General features: G+C 54.9%; 14 protein-coding genes. 9 read left to right on the forward strand and 5 right to left on the reverse strand.

Annotated elements, in window-relative coordinates; genetic code table 11:
- Positions 1–61 precede the first annotated feature (61 nt).
- The 4 genes from K0H79_RS05575 to K0H79_RS05590 all read left to right on the forward strand — a co-directional run bounded on the left by K0H79_RS05575 (position 62) and on the right by K0H79_RS05590 (position 3292).
- The gene (locus K0H79_RS05575) at positions 62–628 is read left to right on the forward strand and encodes an alkylphosphonate utilization protein (protein WP_011759207.1); all 567 of its coding nucleotides are present in this window, start codon (positions 62–64) and stop codon (positions 626–628) included.
- Between the two features lie 205 nt (positions 629–833).
- Positions 834–1847, forward strand: a complete 1014-nt coding sequence (locus tag K0H79_RS05580; RefSeq protein ID WP_220067136.1) for a succinylglutamate desuccinylase/aspartoacylase family protein — start codon at positions 834–836, stop codon at positions 1845–1847.
- A gap of 9 nt (positions 1848–1856) precedes the next feature.
- Positions 1857–2465, forward strand: coding sequence for a fumarylacetoacetate hydrolase family protein (locus K0H79_RS05585; RefSeq protein WP_220077588.1), 609 nt, complete (start codon positions 1857–1859; stop codon positions 2463–2465).
- Between the two features lie 92 nt (positions 2466–2557).
- A complete protein-coding gene (locus K0H79_RS05590; RefSeq protein ID WP_220077589.1) occupies positions 2558–3292 on the forward strand; it encodes an ABC transporter substrate-binding protein in 735 nt (244 codons plus the stop codon).
- Between the two features lie 7 nt (positions 3293–3299).
- Here K0H79_RS05590 and K0H79_RS05595 read toward each other — a convergent pair whose 3' ends face one another.
- Positions 3300–3824 (reverse strand): DUF333 domain-containing protein, encoded by a 525-nt coding sequence (locus K0H79_RS05595; protein WP_220077590.1) that lies wholly within the window; start codon positions 3822–3824, stop codon positions 3300–3302.
- 252 nt (positions 3825–4076) lie between these two features.
- On the opposite strand from K0H79_RS05595, the gene K0H79_RS05600 reads away from it, so the two are divergent.
- A complete protein-coding gene (locus K0H79_RS05600; protein WP_220077591.1) occupies positions 4077–4685 on the forward strand; it encodes a hypothetical protein in 609 nt (202 codons plus the stop codon).
- Positions 4686–4687: 2 nt separating this feature from the next.
- Here the strand turns inward: K0H79_RS05600 and K0H79_RS05605 are convergent, their stop codons facing one another.
- A complete protein-coding gene (locus tag K0H79_RS05605) occupies positions 4688–4972 on the reverse strand; it encodes a hypothetical protein (protein ID WP_258405481.1) in 285 nt (94 codons plus the stop codon).
- 105 nt (positions 4973–5077) lie between these two features.
- Between K0H79_RS05605 and K0H79_RS05610 the strand changes: the two genes are divergently transcribed.
- The 4 genes from K0H79_RS05610 to K0H79_RS05625 all read left to right on the forward strand — a co-directional run bounded on the left by K0H79_RS05610 (position 5078) and on the right by K0H79_RS05625 (position 8801).
- Positions 5078–5737 (forward strand): hypothetical protein, encoded by a 660-nt coding sequence (locus K0H79_RS05610; RefSeq protein ID WP_220077592.1) that lies wholly within the window; start codon positions 5078–5080, stop codon positions 5735–5737.
- Positions 5738–5830: 93 nt separating this feature from the next.
- Positions 5831–6721 (forward strand): DMT family transporter, encoded by an 891-nt coding sequence (locus K0H79_RS05615; RefSeq protein ID WP_220077593.1) that lies wholly within the window; start codon positions 5831–5833, stop codon positions 6719–6721.
- Positions 6721–7140 carry a GNAT family N-acetyltransferase gene (locus K0H79_RS05620; RefSeq protein WP_220077594.1) on the forward strand — a complete coding sequence of 140 codons (420 nt, stop codon included), beginning with the start codon at positions 6721–6723 and terminating at the stop codon, positions 7138–7140. Before K0H79_RS05615 ends, K0H79_RS05620 begins: the two co-directional genes overlap by 1 nt.
- A gap of 89 nt (positions 7141–7229) precedes the next feature.
- Positions 7230–8801 (forward strand): M28 family metallopeptidase, encoded by a 1572-nt coding sequence (locus tag K0H79_RS05625; RefSeq protein ID WP_408733383.1) that lies wholly within the window; start codon positions 7230–7232, stop codon positions 8799–8801.
- Between the two features lie 77 nt (positions 8802–8878).
- Here the strand turns inward: K0H79_RS05625 and K0H79_RS05630 are convergent, their stop codons facing one another.
- The 3 genes from K0H79_RS05630 to K0H79_RS05640 all read right to left on the reverse strand — a co-directional run bounded on the left by K0H79_RS05630 (position 8879) and on the right by K0H79_RS05640 (position 18778).
- Positions 8879–16384, reverse strand: coding sequence for an Ig-like domain-containing protein (locus tag K0H79_RS05630; protein ID WP_220077596.1), 7506 nt, complete (start codon positions 16382–16384; stop codon positions 8879–8881).
- A gap of 135 nt (positions 16385–16519) precedes the next feature.
- Positions 16520–17941, reverse strand: a complete 1422-nt coding sequence (locus K0H79_RS05635; protein WP_220077597.1) for a cell wall metabolism sensor histidine kinase WalK — start codon at positions 17939–17941, stop codon at positions 16520–16522.
- Positions 17942–18109: 168 nt separating this feature from the next.
- The gene (locus K0H79_RS05640) at positions 18110–18778 is read right to left on the reverse strand and encodes a response regulator (protein ID WP_220077598.1); all 669 of its coding nucleotides are present in this window, start codon (positions 18776–18778) and stop codon (positions 18110–18112) included.
- Positions 18779–18784 lie beyond the last annotated feature (6 nt).

The raw sequence follows: 18784 nt of genomic DNA on the forward strand, positions 1-18784 counted from the left end.
CACTGACGGCGAGTAAGGTTTTTGATAGAATCCTTGGTTTTGGTAAAAGTGACAGATCAAGATGACCGATGCAATCAGCCGTGCCTGCGGCAAATGTGAACTCTGCAGCGCAGAAACCGAACTTTCCCTGTTTGAAGTGCCAGCCAGTGGCGATCGCACTGACAACGATATCGCCCTGTGCGGTACCTGTCAGGCGCAAATCGCCGATACCGCCACCCTGGATGTAAACCACTGGCGCTGTCTGAACGAAAGCATGTGGAGCACTGTACCTGCCGTGCAGGTGATGGCCGCCCGTATGCTGAAAGAACTTTCCAGCGAAACCTGGGCTCAGGATCTGCTGGATATGATGTATCTGGATGAAGACACCCAGGCCTGGGTAGACGCGGCCAACGCCGAAGCTGCGCTGGATGCCGACGCAGCCCCCACACTGGACAGCAATGGTGCTCAGCTCGCCGCCGGTGATACCGTGGTGATCATCAAAGACCTGAACGTGAAGGGCACCAGTTTTGTGGCCAAGCGCGGCACCGCCGTGCGTAACATTGCCCTGACAAACAATCCCGAGCATATCGAAGGCCGGGTAAACGGTACCCGCATCGTTATTTTGAGCTGCTACGTTAAGAAATCCTGAGTGCCGGTTCACTGAGCATTCAGTTAAAAGGCTGCCTTCGGGCGGCCTTTTTTATGGCTTATGCCCGGATGCCGGACTCCAGGCTGGTAATACAATCCCCAGGATTGTCGTGCCATTAAAGTCAGTGCAACGCCATGGCGCTCGCGGCGCTTCCTTTGCTAATTGCCTGAGTTACAATGGCTAAAAATGCCAGCGGGAAGCTATGATGGCCAGAAAACGTGAACCCTTCGAACTCGGCGGCACTCAGGTGGCTGCCGGCACTCAAGCCACGGTGCGTCTGCCGGTGGCACGACTCTACAACGATACGCCGGTCGACCTTCAGGTCGAGGTGTTTCATGGCAACAAGGCCGGCCCCGTGCTCTTGGTCTGCGCCGCTATCCATGGTGATGAGCTCAACGGCATCGAAATTTGTCGCCGTCTGCAGGGGCGTATCAATCCCAAGGCTCTCAGCGGTACCGTGCTCATGGTGCCCGTGGTCAACGTGTTTGGTTTTATTCAAAAGTCCCGTTATTTGCCCGACAGACGCGATCTTAACCGTTGTTTCCCCGGCTCAGAGAAGGGGGCTCTCACCAGTCGTCTGGCTCACCTGGTCACCCGGGAGCTGGTATCCCGTGCAACCCATATTCTTGATTTGCACACAGGTGCCATTCACCGCGATAACCTGCCGCAAATCCGCTGCAATACCGATGATGAGGTGCTGATGGGCATGGCAAGGGCCTTTGGTGCGCCCCTGATTATGCACAGCGATGCCAAGGGCAATTCGCTGCGTGGGTATGCAGCAAAAGCCGGTGTGCCCTGTATTTTGTATGAAGCAGGAGAAGCGCTGCGATTTTCCGAGGCGGCCATTCGTACGGGCCTCAAGGGCGCGGTTAACCTGTTGCGCCACCTGGGCATGCAAAAGGGCAGATTGTCCCGAGGCGGCACCGATGTGGCGGCGGCCCGCAGCTACTGGATACGCTCCGAGGCAGACGGCCTGGTGCTGCAAAAAGTAAAACTGGGGCAGCGGGTGAACAAGGGGAATATTCTGGCGTATCTGGCCAGCCCCCACAGCCAGGACACCCTGCCCATTCGCTCCCCCAGCGACGGTATCGTCATAGGCATCACCAATATCCCGGTTACCAATGAGGGGGAGGGGCTCTACCATATTGCTCAGTTTGCCGGTGACGAAATTGAAATCGTTAATGAGCAACTGGATGAGTTTTTGATGGAATACGCCTAAGGAGCAAAGATGAAGCAGGTGTTTTTATCGGGCCGGGCGGTATCGCCGTCCAAGGTGGTCTGTATTGGCCGTAACTACGTGGCCCATGCCGAGGAGCTCGGCAACGAAGTGCCCACCGAGCCCGTTGTTTTTGTTAAGCCTGCCAGCGCTATTGGTAATGTGCTGCACAGCATCCAGGACGAAGTGCTCCACTATGAGGCTGAAATTTGCTTTATGGTGGCCGGCGGCCAATTGGTCGCGGTCAGTGTGGGCCTGGACTTAACCAAGCGAGCAACCCAAAATCGTCTGAAAGCCAAAGGCTTGCCCTGGGAGCGGGCCAAGTCTTTCGATGGCTCTGCACTCTTTGGTGAGTTTGTGCCCTGTTCGAGCAGTGAAGGGCTTAGTCTGGTGTTCAGTTGTGATGGCGTCGTGTTGCAGCAGGGCGGCTGCGAGCTGATGTTGTTCTCACCGGAGCAACTGCTTGAGGAGGTCGCCTCATTTATGACTCTGGAAGATGGCGACATTCTGATGACAGGAACCCCTGCGGGTGTTGGCCCCTTACAGGCGGGAGGGCACTACCGCGCCGAGCTGCGCCGTGGTGATGAGCTGTTAACCAGTGTGAGTTGGACGGCACACTGAGCCTATCTCCTTCAATCTTTTAGCCTGACATGACTTGGGCGGCGCCCGAAAATACGTAATACTTTCGATTAGTGTATTCAGTCGGAGCTGCCATGGTCAGGCTCTTTCTCTTTGTGACATTGCCTTTCTGTGCCGTCCTTGCCTCGGCAGGGGAGCTGCGAGCCTGTATCGATGAGTTTCCGCCCTATCAGAGCCTGATACCTGAGCCCCATGGCGATAACATTGCCGCATTGAGGCTGCTCGCCAGGCTTATAGACCATGACCCCGTGTTCTTGCCCAGTCCGAACTTTGCCCGTTGTCAGCGCATGCTCGATACAGGGGATGCCGATATTGTCGCTGGCGTCATTGCCAGTCCGGAGCGGCAACAGCGATGGATTCTGTTACCTTACCGCCGGGACAGTCGCTACCTGTTTCTGACCCGGCCCGGCGGTGTCACAGTAAGCCGCTATGATGACTTACTGGACCACAGCATCGCTGTAAGTCGTAATACCATGTATTTTGATGATTTTGATAATGATAACCGCTTGAAAAAAGAGGTGGTAGGCGACCTGGTCACGGGGGTGAGAATGTTGCTGGCAGACAGGGTTGACGTGGTGATAGCCCCCGAAAATGCCCTTCCATTCCTCAGTCGCGAGTTTTCAAACTTTGCCCAGGCAGTGCAGGCATCTGAGTACCGATATCAGGAGGACAGGGTTATCCAATTTGCCTTAAGCCGCCAGCACCGCCTGGACATCGATGAGCAAAGGCTGCGGCGGGTGATTACCGAGGCCTTTGAACAATCCTTATTTGAGTCGGCGCTGCAGGCCATGCCCGCCAGCGCCCAATAGCTTGATGTCACTGCGCCTTGTGGTGGGATCTAAATAAATCCCAGGCGTTCATTGTGGTGCCGTCGGCAAGCTGACACATTCCTGTCTCACCCTCCAGCTGCTTGATAAGGTATTTGCCACCAATTTTTTCACAATATTCGGCGGCGGGGTTAGGCATGGACACAGGCGCTGTGCTGACCGGTTTTCCCGCGTCGGCACTGGCCGAATCTGTCACGGCTTTTGCGTGGGCGCGATATAGGGTCCAGGCATCCACTACCTTGCCGTTGGGCAGATGACATTCCCCTTTTTCGTCATGACTTCCTTCGCCTGGGGCTGCCAATGCATATCGCCCGCCCATTTTTTCGCAAAACTCTGCCGCCGGATTGGCCAGGGTGGGGGCTTGTGCACTATTGACCTTTGATGACTCATCCGCGGCGGTTTTTACCGTTTCGGGAGTGGCAATGTCAGCGCTTGGGGCCGGCGGCGCATTATCACAGCCTCCCATGGCGGCACAGATTAACAGGGCAGGCAGACTGATGTAGGGCTTGGGCATCTTAACTCCTTGATGAAGGTGGCTTATGGTTGCGGCTGCTGAAGGTCAATCCTGACCAGAATAGGGGGCTTCAGGGGGCGGCACCAGTCCAAGGGCGACTGATTTATGGGTGAGTTTGACCAGTGTCTCCGAAAGTCTTCTGCCGATGGTCGCCATTTGACAAAAACCGGGTGCCGGATAGGTATTCGGGGGGCGCTCATGCTATGGTAGCTAATAATCTCAATCACTTGCACAACCTTTTGGAGACATGCAATGAGACTTGTCTTAAGTGCGCTGCTGACGGCAGTCCTCTCCATCGCCCTCGTGGGCTGTAAGAGTACAGAGCCGCCAAAAGACATTAGCCTTGCCCAGGCCGATCCTGTGATGCTAAGGCTTTTTTCCATTAAAACCCTGGCGGGTTTTACGCTGTGGGTACCCGAGAGCGAAGCCGTTGCCCGCTTATCCACCTTTGTTGAAACGCCTCTTCCCTGGGTGAGCGGTGATTACAGCGACGGCCCTGTGCGGGGGCAGGTATTATTGGGATATCGTGATTTGCAAATGACCAATGCCAGGCTGGCGGGAGCACAGCTGATGGTGGCGCCCTTTGTGGTAACCAATCAGGGTTCAGGCAGTTTCTGGTATTTGGGGTTATTTGGCCTTAAGGCCGAAAGTGGCACTGTCACCCACCTGAGTTCGGTGTTCCTCGGCGACAGAATCGAGCTTCGGGGGATAAGTGTGGCGGCCAGCCAGTTTTTACCCCTGACAGTGACCACCGAGCTTCTGGTTCGGGATGCCAATCAGGCCATGGCCGAGACACCCGGTTTATTGGATTTGCGCCGGTTTGAGATAAGCCCTCAGGGGCAATTGATGGCGCTCGACTGAGGTTACTCTACCTCAAGCTCAATGTCGGTACAGCCCTTGGGGCAGCGGATATGGCCCAACAAGTGGGTTTCACCGGCAGCCGGTAAGCTGGCTGCCAGGGGCTTGCCGCAGTGACTGCAGGGGATGGTTTTGCCGGCGAGCAAATCTTTGATGAGTCTTTTCTGGGCATTAAAAGATTGGCTGCTGGATTTATTGATAGTGCTGAAATCGGTCATGGCATGCTGCTTGGGTTGGTACTGCCGGCCATTATAGCCATAAGAGCAGGGCGGTGACAGCCTGTTGGTCAAGCCCCGTAAATCCTGGTCTTGAGACAAGTTTAGGGCTTTTACCCGGTAATAAATGGAAACTCGCCTGGGAAAGTGTTCTTACCCCATAACATCAGGGAGGAATTGATGATGAAACAAATCCCCGGAATTGGTTATTCAAACGGTGTTGCACGAATGGCTATCCTCAGCCTGTTGCTGACAATCAGCGCCATGGCGTCAGCTGCGCCGGATACGGCCACTGGGTTAACCGCAGCCCCTTCGAAAGCCGCCCTGAGCACCGAGGTCAGTAAAGCAGCCGAGCCGCAGCAAGATGCAGAGCCGCAGCAAGGTGCAGAGCTTATCGATTCTCTGCGTCCCGACGGCGCGAGCGATACGGCCAGGGGCGCTGAAATTACGGGCACAGATTCGACGGCCATGGGTGCAACAGACGCTCAGGCACTGATTGGCAGTTGGGAGCTGGTTTCCGGGCGCTATCTGGATGGGGAAGGCCGCTGGGTGTCCTATAACACACTCGGGCTGGTCGCCATCAAGGTTATTTCCGCCGGCCACTTCAGTTTTACCACCATGAAAACAGTGAAAAACAAACCGGAATTTTGGGCGGCCGGCGCCGGTGAGTATCGCATCGATGGGATGAGCTACACCGAATACCCCAGTTTTAATTCTTTTCAGGTACCTCAGGGACAAGGCTTTAGTTTTGACTATGAATTGATTGGAAATCAGTGGCATACCAAGCGATTTGAAGATGGTGTTCTCAAAGAAGAAGAGGTTTGGCAAAGGCTCGACTGACAGGGCTTCTTCCCATTGCCTCAGGGGCTATCCCTTTACAGTATTTCAGGCCACCCCTAAACTGGCTGCGCATTCGTTGGGGGAGATCCAATCATGGCCTTGGGGGCTTGGTTAAAACTATTATTGCTGTCGGCAATTTGGGGCGCGTCTTTTTTATTTATCCGCATCGGGGTGACTGAGCTCGGGCCCGCGTGGCTGATGTTTCTGCGGGTCACCTTTGCTGCCTTATTCCTGCTCGGCGGCGCCATCTATCTGAAAAAGGCTCTTATAGGCTCGGCGCCCCTCAAGCACTTCGTCATTCTTGGCGGCATCAATACCGCGCTGCCGTTTCTGCTTTATGGTTTTGCCGCCACTGAGCTTGCTGCGTCCCTGATGTCCGTGCTCAATGCCACGGCGCCGCTGTGGAGCACGTTGCTGCTTGCCATCTGGCAAAGGTCCATGCCAAGGGGTGCCGCCCTGGGGGGACTTATCACAGGTTTTTGTGGCGTGGTGCTGCTGGCGGGCGTGGAGAGTTTATCGCTTTCTGCCGAGGGGCTTTGGGCCCTGGCTGCGGGGCTTGGCGCCGCTGTCTGTTACGCCTTTGCCAGCATTTACACCAAGGCATCCAATCATGGCAATGCCTACAGCAATGCCCACGGCTGCATGTGGGCCGCCAGCGCCTGGCTGTTGCCCACCTTGCTGTTTGCCGCGCCCCCAGAATCCATGCCATCCTCTGGCACCCTGGCTGCTGTGGTGACTCTGGGGGTACTGTGCAGCGGTGTGGCCTATCTTTTGTATTTCAGGCTAATCGATGAAGTGGGCGCCACCTCGGCATTAACCGTCACCTTCCTTATTCCGGTATTCGGTATCCTGTGGGGGGCCTTGTTCCTGGGCGAACATATCGGCTGGCACACCCTCATTGGCACCGCCATCATTTTGCTTGGTACGGCCATCAGTACCGGCAGCTTACCGCGGCTGCGCCGCTTTGCAGGAGAGCGAGTCTGATGCCCTTTATTGCCGATGAAACTCCGGCGTTTGCCGAGGTGGTGAAAAGCAAGATTGCCGCCTTCAATGCCGGGCACTGGGATGCCAGCCAACGTCGGCCCATAGGCTTCAAACAGCTCCATGACAACGGTGAGCTTGCTGCCGGTATCGCCGGGCGCACCTTTGGTAACTGGTGCCTGATTGATAATTTTTGGGTGTGCGACAGTTTGCGGGGGCAGGGGGTTGGCAGCGCCTTGCTGGCCACGGCCGAAGAAGAAGCACTTGCCAGAGGGTGTCGATGGTTACTGCTCGATACCCTGGCGTTTCAGGCGCCCGCGTTTTACCAAAACCGCGGTTATCACACCGTTTGGTGTCAGTCCGACTATCCATTCGACGGTGGCCAGCGCTTTTACATGGTGAAAAAACTGCAAGCCGAATGAGGCGTTGCGGCATTGCAATGAGGTGGTCCGGCGATACAATGGCTGCTTGCAGTCAATAAGAAGGATACCCCGTGAACCCAACCTACCGCCTGTTTTTGGGCCTTGGGCTGTGCCTGTCTGCCCAGGCCTTTGCCGCCCCCCTGAGTTTTGATGAAAACGCATTTCGCGAAGATGTGAAAACCCTTGCCAGCGACGCCTTTGGCGGCCGCGCGCCCCTCTCCGATGGAGAACAAAAGACCCTGGATTACCTCACCCAGGCCTTTAAGTCGATGGGCCTGAAAGGGGCGTTCAATGGCGAGTATCTGCAGCCTGTGCCCATGGCGAAGATCACCGCCGATCAGAGCATGGTGCTGAAGGTTGGCGAGCTCAGCTTTACCTCGGGTGAGGATTTCACTGCCCGTACCCAGCGGGTGGTTCCCAAGGTAGAGCTAAGTGGCAGCAAGATGGTGTTCGTGGGGTATGGCATCAACGCCCCTGAATACGGCTGGAATGACTATGCCGGTGTGGATGTGCGCGGCAAAACCGTGGTGCTGCTGGTAAACGATCCGGGCTTTGCTACCCAGGATCCCAAGGTTTTTAAAGGCAACGCCATGACTTACTATGGCCGCTGGACCTACAAGTATGAAGAAGCGGCCCGTCAGGGCGCCGAAGCTGTGTTTATCGTTCACGAAGACGCCCCTGCCGCCTATGGCTGGGGAGTGGTGAAAAACTCCAACACCAATACCAAGTTCACCCTGGTCGATGGCAACAACAACCAAAGTCAGGTGGGGGTGATGGGTTGGCTGCAATATGCAGCAGCCAAGCAGATCCTTGCCGCATCGGGCCAGGATATTGAAGCGCTGAAAGCGGCCGCCATGACGCCGGGCTTTAAAGCCGTACCTTTGACGGTGAAGGCCGATTTAACCCTGAATAACCATATCGAACGCGCCGAGTCCCATAATGTGGCTGCCATGCTGCCCGGGAACAAACAGGCCGACGAAGCCGTGGTCATGCACGCCCATTGGGATCACCTTGGCCAAATCGAGGAAGAGGGCAAAACCATTATCCTCAATGGCGCAGTGGATAACGCCACTGGTGTGGCCGGGGTGCTGGCGCTGGCAAGGCACTATGCTGCGCTGCCAGAGGCAGACAAACCCGGCCGCAACATGATTTTCTCTGCTTTTACCGCCGAAGAGACCGGGCTGATTGGCGCCCAATATTTTGCTGAAAATCCGCCGCTGCCTACCGCCAAGCTGGTGGCCTTTTTGAACATCGATGGCATGAATGTGGGTGAGGGCGTGGATTACATACTGCGCTACGGCGAAGGGGTATCTGAGCTGGAGGCCATGCTCAGTGATGCCGCCAAGGCCCAGGGCAGGCAGGTGAAAGCCGATCCCCGTCCGCAAAACGGCCTGATGTTCCGCTCAGACCACTTTGCCCTGGCCCAGCAGGGCGTACCCGGGCTGCTGTTTATGAGCCTTGGCGATACCGACCCTGACTACATTGCCCACAAGTACCATAAAGGCGCCGACGATTACTCACCCGAGTGGAAACTCGGCGGCGTGCAGCAGGACCTTCTGCTGATTGAGCAAATCCTTTCGCGCCTCGCCAACGGCAGTGAGTGGCCCAAGTGGCTGGAAGAGTCTGATTTCAAAGCCCGCCGCGCCAAAGATGGCCGTTAAGCTTTAGAGTGTGTAAATAAAAAGAGCGGCTTAGCCGCTCTTTTTTCATGCTGTTTTCGACGTTTTACCTGGAGGCCTTACTGTGGCTTGGCCGCACGGCGATATCTTGTGAATGCCAGCCCCAAAAGCAGCAGCGACCACAGGGGCATAGAGCCTCCGCCTGTATCAGTTGCAGGGGTGTCCGGTTCCACCACTGGCGCAAGGCTCACGGTCACATGTACTTCACCCTGGGCGCTGCCACCAAAGCCATCGCTGACTTGATAGCGGATGATTGCCGTGCCACTGAAGCCCGAACCTGGGCTGAAGCGCAGGGTGTTGTCAGCGAGCAGTTCCACCGCGCCATTATCCGCACTGGCAGCAATCACGCTTAAGCTGTCACCATCGGCATCGCTGTCGTTTGCCAGTACGTCAATCACCAGCGTCTGGGTGTCCAGAATGGACGCTGTGTCCAGATTTGCAACCGGCAGCTGGTTTTGGCTCAGCACCGCGATAACGCCCGGATCTTCAATCACGCCATTGGCATTGCCATCGGCATCGTTGGGACCGCCGTCTTCCAGCAGCAGCTGTACGCACTGATAACCTTCGACTAAACCCGCCTCATAGCTTGCGGCGCCAACCGCCGGGCACTCGCCGTCCAACAGTGGCGCAGAGCCTAAGCTGTTGCGACTATCTTCAACAAAGTTAAACCAGCCCTGCACTGTGTTGTATTTGCGGTATACCGCATCAACCGGCAATGCAGCGCCGCGGGGCAGAGGGAATACCACAGCAACTGACTGACCGGGCTGAATTTGACCACTCAGGGTAAAGTCCAGCACGGCGGTTACCTGGCTGAAGTGAGCATCATCGCTGTCTGCAGCGCCGGCGTCCTCTGCAACTGAACTCCTGAGTTCCGTCATGGTTAAACCGGCACCGCTGCTGATGAGGGCGCTGGTGATATTGCCAAGGCTAAGCTGCACACCGGCGCTGGTTTGCATCGACTCAGTGGTGCTATTGACCGGTAAGCGACTGCCATCGACATCGTTATCCAGATAATCGGCAATGCCATCGTTGTCGCTGTCGCCATAGCCTTCCTGACTATCGACTATGCCATCGCCATCGGTATCGGTTGCTGCACTCAACTCCGCCAGCGCAGCGACGTTAAAGCGAATACGACGCTTGCTGCTAAGCTGCTCGGGCGTATTCGTTTCGGTAACGGTCACGTCCACTGCGTAGCGCCCCTGGCTCAGCTCATCGGAGTTAATGCTCATGGTCAGACCGTCGGCAGAAAGCTCACCGCTAAAGGCCAGGTCGAGCACCTGCCAGTTGATTTGGTGTGAGTCGTTCACGTTCACATCACTGATACTGAGCCGTATTTGTGCCTCGCCTGATGCCGGGGCCAGCACTCGGGTCGGCACGCCTTGTTGCAGCACTTGCACCGAAATAGTCGGAGCCAGGTTCTGCTCCGTCAGCAGCAACTCGGTCAGGTGGTCATCGGCGACAAAGGCATTGCTGATGCTGTTCACCCGCACCAAAAGTTCAGTATTCAGCGCCAGTCCCGCCGGGATGCTAACCATCAGTTCGCCGCTGGTGCCAGATGCTATGCTGGCGCTCTGAGCTGGCTGGGTGACGCCATTAACTTCAAGCGAGTAGGCCATGGTCACCGGATAGGCAGGCGCCTCGCCGCTTAGCTGCACCGGCACTGAATAGCTGCCACCTGCTTCAACCGTCATGGTTTTCGCCAATTTAAGTCTGGGCAAAATGTGTAAGCGGAGCATGGCAGTCGCCGTGTTGCCTGAGCTGTCGGTTGCACTCAGTTCAAGCTCATGGGCGCCGCTGACAAGCTCGCTGCTGCCGCTGTGGGCTGCACTAACCTCGCCATCGACCAGGTCAAAGGCGCTGTAGTTCAGCAGTGGGCTGATATCGGTTAAGCGGCCGCTGGCATTGATTACCAGGGGACTCAATTCCTCAAACTCCGGCGCTGTGGTATCCACAATCGTGACCCACTGCTCGGCAGTAGCCGAGTTACCGGCACTATCCGTCGCCGTCCAGACCACTTTGTGCTCACCAAGGGCCAGTTCGCTCGCCAAATCAGAGCTGATGGTGAGGGTTGGGCTGATGTTGTCGGTGACCTGCGGTTCGGGCAGCGTAATCTCTGTCATTACGCCTGTGGCTTCGAAGGTCAGTGCTGCAAGCTCGGCAAACACCGGCTTTTGGGTATCGCCAATGTTGGGGTCGAGCGGCGCCGCGTCCTCTTCATCGGGAATACCATCGTTATCATCATCGGGGTCGGCATTGTTACCAATGCCGTCACCGTCTGTATCGACAGCCTCGCTGGCATCCAGCGGGAAGGCGTCGTCGCTGTCGAGCACGCCGTCGTTATCATCATCGGTATCGGCGTTGTTACCGATGCCGTCGAGGTCGGTATCGACACTTTCTGCCGCATCCAGCGGGAAGGCATCGTCGCTGTCGACTACGCCGTCGTTGTCATCGTCCGTGTCGGCGTTGTTGCCGATGCCGTCCTTGTCGGTATCGACACTTTCTGCCGCATCCAGCGGGAAGGCATCTTCTGTGTCCACTATGCCGTCGTTGTCATCGTCCGTGTCGGCGTTGTTGCCGATACCATCGAGGTCAGTATCGACAGCCTCGCTGGCATCCAGCGGGAAGGCATCGTCACTGTCGAGCACGCCGTCGTTGTCGTCATCGGTATCCGCATTGTTGCCGATGCCATCGAGGTCAGTATCGACGCTTTCTGTGGCATCCAGCGGGAAGGCATCGTCACTGTCGAGCACGCCATCATTGTCATCGTCCGTGTCGGCATTGTTCCCAATGCCGTCCAGATCCGAATCCATCCATTCTGAAGTATTCAAAGGGAAGGCGTCAGCAACATCCAACACGCCATCGTTGTCATCGTCGGTGTCGGCATTGTTGCCTATGCCATCGAGATCCGTGTCCATCCATTCTGAAGCATTCAAAGGGAAGGCGTCGGCACCATCCAATACGCCGTCGTTGTCGTCGTCAGTGTCGGCATTGTTACCAATGCCATCGAAGTCGGTATCGACACTTTCTGTCGCGTCCAGCGGGAAGGCATCGTCGCCGTCGAGCACGCCGTCGTTGTCGTCGTCGGTATCAGCGTTGTTGCCGATGCCGTCGAGATCGGTATCCATTGACTCGGCTGGGTTCAATGGGAAAGCATCGGCACCATCCAACACGCCATCGTTGTCATCGTCGGTGTCGGCATTATTGCCAATGCCATCGAGGTCGGTATCGACTGCCTCGGTGGCATCCAGCGGGAAGGCATCGCTGGCATCCAACACGCCATCGTTGTCATCGTCGGTATCGGCATTATTGCCAATGCCATCGAGGTCGGTATCAACAGATTCGGTGGCATCCAGCGGGAAGGCATCAGAGCTGTCCGGGACATTGTCATTGTCATCATCGGTATCGGCGTTATTACCAATGCCATCGGCATCGGAATCCAGCCACTCGGAAGCATCCAGCGGGAAGGCGTCTTCGCTGTCGGCAACGTTGTCATCGTCATCATCGTTATCGGCGTTATTACCTATGCCGTCTGAGTCGGTATCCAAGGTCTCGTTGGCATCATTGGGAAAGGCATCACTGTTATCGCCCACCCCATCGCTATCCGTATCCACTGTTTCAGTAGGATCGCTTGGGAAAGCATCGCTGGCATCCGGCACGCCGTCACCGTCGAAGTCGCCATTAAAGACATATTCGATGGCACCGATATCCATTTTGGGATAAAGCGGCCCGCCAAGCTCTGGTGGGTAATCCGGATTGTATTCCCCCATTACGCGGGCATTACCGAGCAAGTCTACCGCGTCTGGTGGCAGTTCGCCGTTCTCACCGGCATCGATATTGGCACTGCCAGGTACCGGGCGGTAATCGCCATTGTCCGGGTCCGCCAGCTCTACATAGCCGGAGGAAATAACGCCACATTCGCTGTCTTCTACCCAGCTGGCGCTTAGCTGCTCCCAGATTTCCACGTTACACACGGTTGAGCCATTGGCACCTTTAAGGAGCAAGCTATTGCGCAGCTGAGCTTTGCCTTCGCCCACTAAGCTGATGGTCCCGCCTTCACTGTTAACTATGGTGCTGGAGAACAGGGCGATATGACCATTTGAGGCGATCAGCGCAGGGGCAGTACCGCTTACATTCGCCACCAGGCTATTCTCCAAGTACAGCTGCATATTTTTACCGCTGATGGCAGGTGCAGTCATATTTTCAATCAGCACATGATCCATGATCAGAAACGCACTGGAACGTACATGAACAGCACTGGCCTGGCGTTGCATATCCAATTCGCTTTCAACGTTCAGATGGGATGTTGCGTTATATTGCTCACCAACGCCGTTACGTAACCTTAAGCCGCGTAAATTTGGATACTGGGTATTGAGCATTCTGTCGGTAATAGCAGCAACAAAGATGCTACTGGCGTTCTGACCATCAATGACAACATCACCTACGCCATCGATTTGCATCCCTTTGGTTATCACCAAGGGACTATCCAGTTGAATGGTCATGGCACCATTGAAGCTAATCTTATTTAAATCACCGTAAGGATCGCTGGCGCACAGGTCGGCCATGGCCTGACGTAACGTTCCTGGGCCACTGTCAGCATTGCTGGTTACTGTAATGGAATGTGCAGTACAGGCCTGGTAAGGGTTATCATCCCAGCGGAAAGTCGCCACCACCACATCACCTGTTTCAACACTGGTTTGCAGACCAGGTTTGTTCTCAACTGCATAAAGAAAATCGAGCACACCGTCATTGTCGCGATCTGTATCCACTTCATCGGCAATGCCGTCATTATCAAAATCAGGTAAATCACCATAGACTGTTGGTCGCGGGTCAATACTATCAACTACCCCATCACCATCAGTATCGGCATTTAACGGGTCTGAGCCCAACGTAATTTCGTCCGCATCAGTTAAGCCGTCATTGTCATCATCGGTATCGGCATTATTGCCAATACCATCACCGTCTGTATCGAGATATTCACTGGCATCTTTTGGAAAGGCATCTTCCCAGTCATATTTGCCATCATTGTCATCATCGTTATCTCTGTTATCTCCTATACCATCACCGTCAAAATCAGCCTGAACGGTAACGACGGGAGAGCACACTTCAAAGCCAAGCACGTTTTCCAACGTGCGAGGGGTGATGCAAAAACGGACCTCTGTGCCACCCTCAATATTGTCTGTTAACATTTGCTCTTTAGCGGTCGTACCGGATAAATCAAGCCATTGACCATCTACCCGATACTGCCACTGATACAGGCTGTGGGATTCAACATCATAGTTCCCGCTGCCTGGCGCAAAGTAAGTGTAATTCCCAATTAACGCACGCCCGACAATAGGCGCTGCTACACCCTGCTCAGTTTTAATATGAACGTTGGTTACATAGGGCAGTTTGCCGACATAATGCCAATCACCACAGCGTTCAATATCCCGATACGTCATACACATGGTCACATAGTTGTTCCCATCTGCTTGCTGTGCCTGATAACCAAAGACATCTGTCGCTATGGTGACGGCGTCATCTATGGAGCCAGTCGCGGAGCGAACCCAGCGAAAATTCGTCGCATCGGCTGCCCAGATTACGTTGGCAAACAGATAGTCACCATCTCGCAGTCGTTTAGTTAACGGGCTGACAAAGGGTTTTACCCATAGTTTTAAGCCGATGTCACGCCAACCGTCCCATTCAGAATTGAGTGAAGGCATTTTGATCATGGCTTTGTTGATGGTTTCAAAGTTCCCCTTATCACCGAAAGGCAGATTAAAAAAGGCCACCACCTCTTCGGGAATAGGGCCATCACAGGCGCTGCACCAAAATTCAGTGGCATAGGCCATCAGGTTGGTGGCATGCAGCATCCAGGTTTGTGCGGTTGGGCCTGACTCAAAGGCGTTATAAAATAATGAATTTCTACCGTAATATCCTGAGTTCCAGGAGTAATCTTCGGTCGGCAACGAGTCTTGATACAGATACTCGACCGTTTGCTCTGAAGCCCATTTGGGAGCAGTCAGGCTTTCAGCAAAAAAGTTGCTGTCACGCAGGGTCCAGTCATGGTTGATAAAGAGTTCCTGAGGGAGTTTTACTTCAGGCAGATGACCCCAGCCGCTGTAATCAATAAGGTCCTGGTAAGCTATCGACGCATCCCACTGCAGGTCGTCACTGTCGATAATGCCCTCACCCGGCAAATAGTCGGTACAAGCCGTGTGCACGCTATCAAAGGTACAGGTGTTGTAATGGTAGAGTGCAAACCAGTGCCAATGGCTGTCACTGCCAAATATGACGTGATCCCAGCCCCGGTCGGCAACAAAATTGGGGTGCATCTGTGCCAGTGCACCTGTAATAGCCGCACCACTGCTATCCACCGTTGGATGGACAATGTCGGCTTCCAGCACCTTTTCCCAATCCCAGCCTTCAAATTCTGAGTACAGAGTGCGCTCCATTTGCAGCGGATCGTAATTCGCGTTGACATAAGGAATACGCGGCGTCTCAAAGGTGCTGCGACTGAACATGTCTACCGGCATGCTGAGGTAGGCACAAAAGTTTTGCACATCATCGTCTTCAGCGCAGGCCGCTTTATTAAATAACGGTGAGGTGGCTGCACTGTGCGGATAGTTATTGAAATTCGTCGCTGGCACGGTCAGGTAGCTGCCACCGCGAATATTGGTGCTGGTGTCTTCCACATAATGAAAGTCGTTTTCTATGGCGGTGAGATTACCCAGCACCATAAAACCAATGCGGCCAGCATAAACCGTATCGCTTGTCGTGGCTTCCACGCCATTTTGCTGCATCAAGCGCAGGCCAATACTGTCAAAGTCGCCCACACCGCTGGTGACTGTCGCCCCTTGGTACACCGCCATATCGAATAACTGACGAAAGCCTAAACTGTTTTTAAACAGCATAGGGCGCTGCAACTGCGCCACTGTCACGGCATCGGTAAAGCTGGCGCCGAGTTCAATCGTCTTACCACTAAAGCCGGTATGTTTTACTTCGGCACTGGATATCAGCAGCATGCGGCCATCCGCCAGACGGTGCCAGCCTTCTTCTGCTACCAGATAGTGCACCTTGGCGCCGGTTAAATCGGTGCCAAAACCGTCGGTCTGGCGCACGTCAAATAAAAACTGATTACCGGCTGTGATGGGCGCCGTCGGCACTATGCTGACGCCGTTGTTGAGGTTAGGGTCTTCAAGGCTGACAAACACCACCGGGCGGGCATATATACGCTGAGTCCAGAGATCGGCAATCTCATTGTTGGCACCAATGGTTAAGGTGCCGGACTCTGCCGGAACCCCCAGCAGCGCCGGCGCACCGTTAAACTGCAGAGCAATCGCAGCTACATCTGGTGTGTTGGAACCGTCATTAGTGGCGAAGCCCCACTCGCCGTTGCCTTGAGTAATAAAGCCCGGCTTGGACGGATTTATCGCCTGCAGAAACACCAGATTATCGACGTCGTTGACTACACCGATATCTTTGGCATTACCAGAAAAGTTGACTGATTGTTTTGTCAGGCTGGCGGCGAACAGGCTGTGAGAGCTGCACAGGCCCACGATCAGGGCCATGGTTAACAAGCGCTTCATGCTGCATTTCCTTGCATAGAATTATCTACCCTGCAGTAAAACAGGCAAATGTGCAGGAAAAATGCAGAACTGACTGAAAAGTGCAGACGTTGGAGCAGCACCTAGGCTCTGCAGATAAGCGCACTCTGAGGGGACTTAGATTGCGGGCAGAGAGATGAGAATACCCAGGCCACCAAGGGGCGACTTGCTGGCGCAAATACTGCCCTGATGGGCGACAATGATGGATTTGGCCACAGACAGCCCCAGGCCTGCGCCGCCTGTATCCCGGCTGCGGGAGCTATCCAATCTGAACAGTGGCTCAAACAGCTGGGGGTGACTTGCATCTTCCACACCCGGGGCACTGTCTTCAATGCTGATACAGACCCGCTTATCCTCTGTGCTTAGGCGCACACTGATGCTGCCCGGTGCCTCGGTATAACGCAGGCAGTTCTCAAGTACTTTCCCCAGCGCCATGGCAAAGCTTGCTTCATCGAGGCGGGCCCTGAAGGTGGGTTGTGGCTCGGAGCGGTTTTCTCTGCTCTTTGTGGTTGTCCCAGTGTCTTGGATAAACATCAGTGTGAGCCCAAGTCCTGCGGCCCGCTGCTGAAAGGGGGCCAGCACCCCCGGCAGGAAACGCTCCAGTGCCACCTCGGTGGCGTTGGCATCGAGGGTGATTTGGCTGAGCTTACTGGCAGTGGTGATATCGGATATCAGTGTTTGCAGCTGATCCACTTGTTTAAGCAGCGTCGCCATATTGTCGCCGCTTGGCACCATGATCCCATCTTTCATGGCTTCCAGACGCAGGCGAAGGGCGCTGAGTGGTGTTCTCAATTCGTGGGACACGTCGCTGAGCAGCTTTTCCTGTTTTGCCAGGGTGGTGAGCATCAGGCGGTTTCGCTCCTGTAACAGTTGCTCGGTTTCTGAGTGGGATTTTTGCACCTCAATATAGGCGCGGCTTAAGGTTAATTCACTGAAAAAGCAGGTAAACACCATCACCAGCGAGGCCAGAACAAACCGCGTCAGGCTCACAAGATTCCAGTCGCCATCCTGCCATTGTCCCAATTGACTGAAAGCCAGGGTAAAAAGCACCAGATAAAACACCGCCACCAAGGCGCTGCCCAGCAGTCGGCCGTTGAGCATAAACACGAATACCGGCAGGAAAAAGGTCCAGATAAGGCTGAAGTTTTCGGCTTGCCCCTGATATGCCAGGGCCCATAAAAACAGCATCAGAATGAGGCTGACCAGCAGCGACGTGGACTTGAGGATGCGAAGTTGTGCCGCTTTATGTTGTTTGTCCGGCGCCGCAGCTTGGCGATCATCGGTATCAACAGTCTGGCGGGGTGAACGGTTGCTCAGGTGCAGGCGAATGTAGGCAAACAGGCAGGCCGCCAGGGCGCATAAGTCCAGTGCGGCAATCTGCCCCATACCCCTTAACTGGTTGTAAATGGCGAAAACACTGAGCAGCAAAATAATGGTCAGCAGCAGGCCATTGAGCACCAGTTGCCGACGTTTCAGGGCAATGCCATTTAAGGATTCGGTCTCACTGAATAACCGGATATCGCGTAAAAATTGGAACATGTTTACCCCTGACTCCACACCTTTTGCGGCTTCGCACCTTGGTTACTCACGGGCCTTTAAGGGCTGAGACCATGCCGTTATGCCACATAAGAGCACAGGAATGTGCAGCAATTATGCAGTTTTCGCCGGGCGTCACAATTGGTACTGCCTTAATGGCTGTACGGTGTTTTAGCCTTCGAAGCGATAACCCAGACCATAGATAGAGCGGATCATTTCCTGCTCAGTATTAAGGCCTGCGAGTTTTTTACGCAGGTTACGAATATGGCTGTCCACGGTTCGGTCCGACAATACCCTGAAGTCACTGTAGAGCATATCCAAAATCTGACTGCGGGAATAAATGCGGTTTGGTTGGCTGTAGAGCAGGTTAAACAGCCTGAATTCCAGCGCCGTCAGGACGACAGTCTGGCCACCAAAGCTCAATGACAACCCGGCCTCGTCCACCTTGAGGCTGGGGCCTGCGGCAGTGAGTTTGCCATCGAGCCGGCGAAGCACTGCCCGTACCCGGGCGGTCAGCTCACGGGCGCTGTAGGGTTTGCACACATAGTCGTCGGCGCCGGTATCAAGCCCCAGCAGGCGGTCCACTTCTTCCACCCTGGCGGTGGTCATAATGATGTAAAGCTCTGAAAAGGCTCTGAGTTCCTGGCAAATGCTGAGGCCATCCTTACCGGGCAGCATCAAATCGAGCAGCATCAGACTGGGAGCCTCGTTTTTCACCGCCTCGACCACGGCATTGCCGTCATGAAATACACGGGTTTGCAGACCTTCAGCCTGCAGGTACATCTGCATCACTTCGGCGATGTTCTTTTCATCTTCTACGATAAACACCTTGTGGGTCATGGCGGT

This window comes from Shewanella sp. FJAT-52076 (genome assembly GCF_019457455.1).
GTDB classification, from domain to species: domain Bacteria; phylum Pseudomonadota; class Gammaproteobacteria; order Enterobacterales; family Shewanellaceae; genus Shewanella; species Shewanella zhangzhouensis.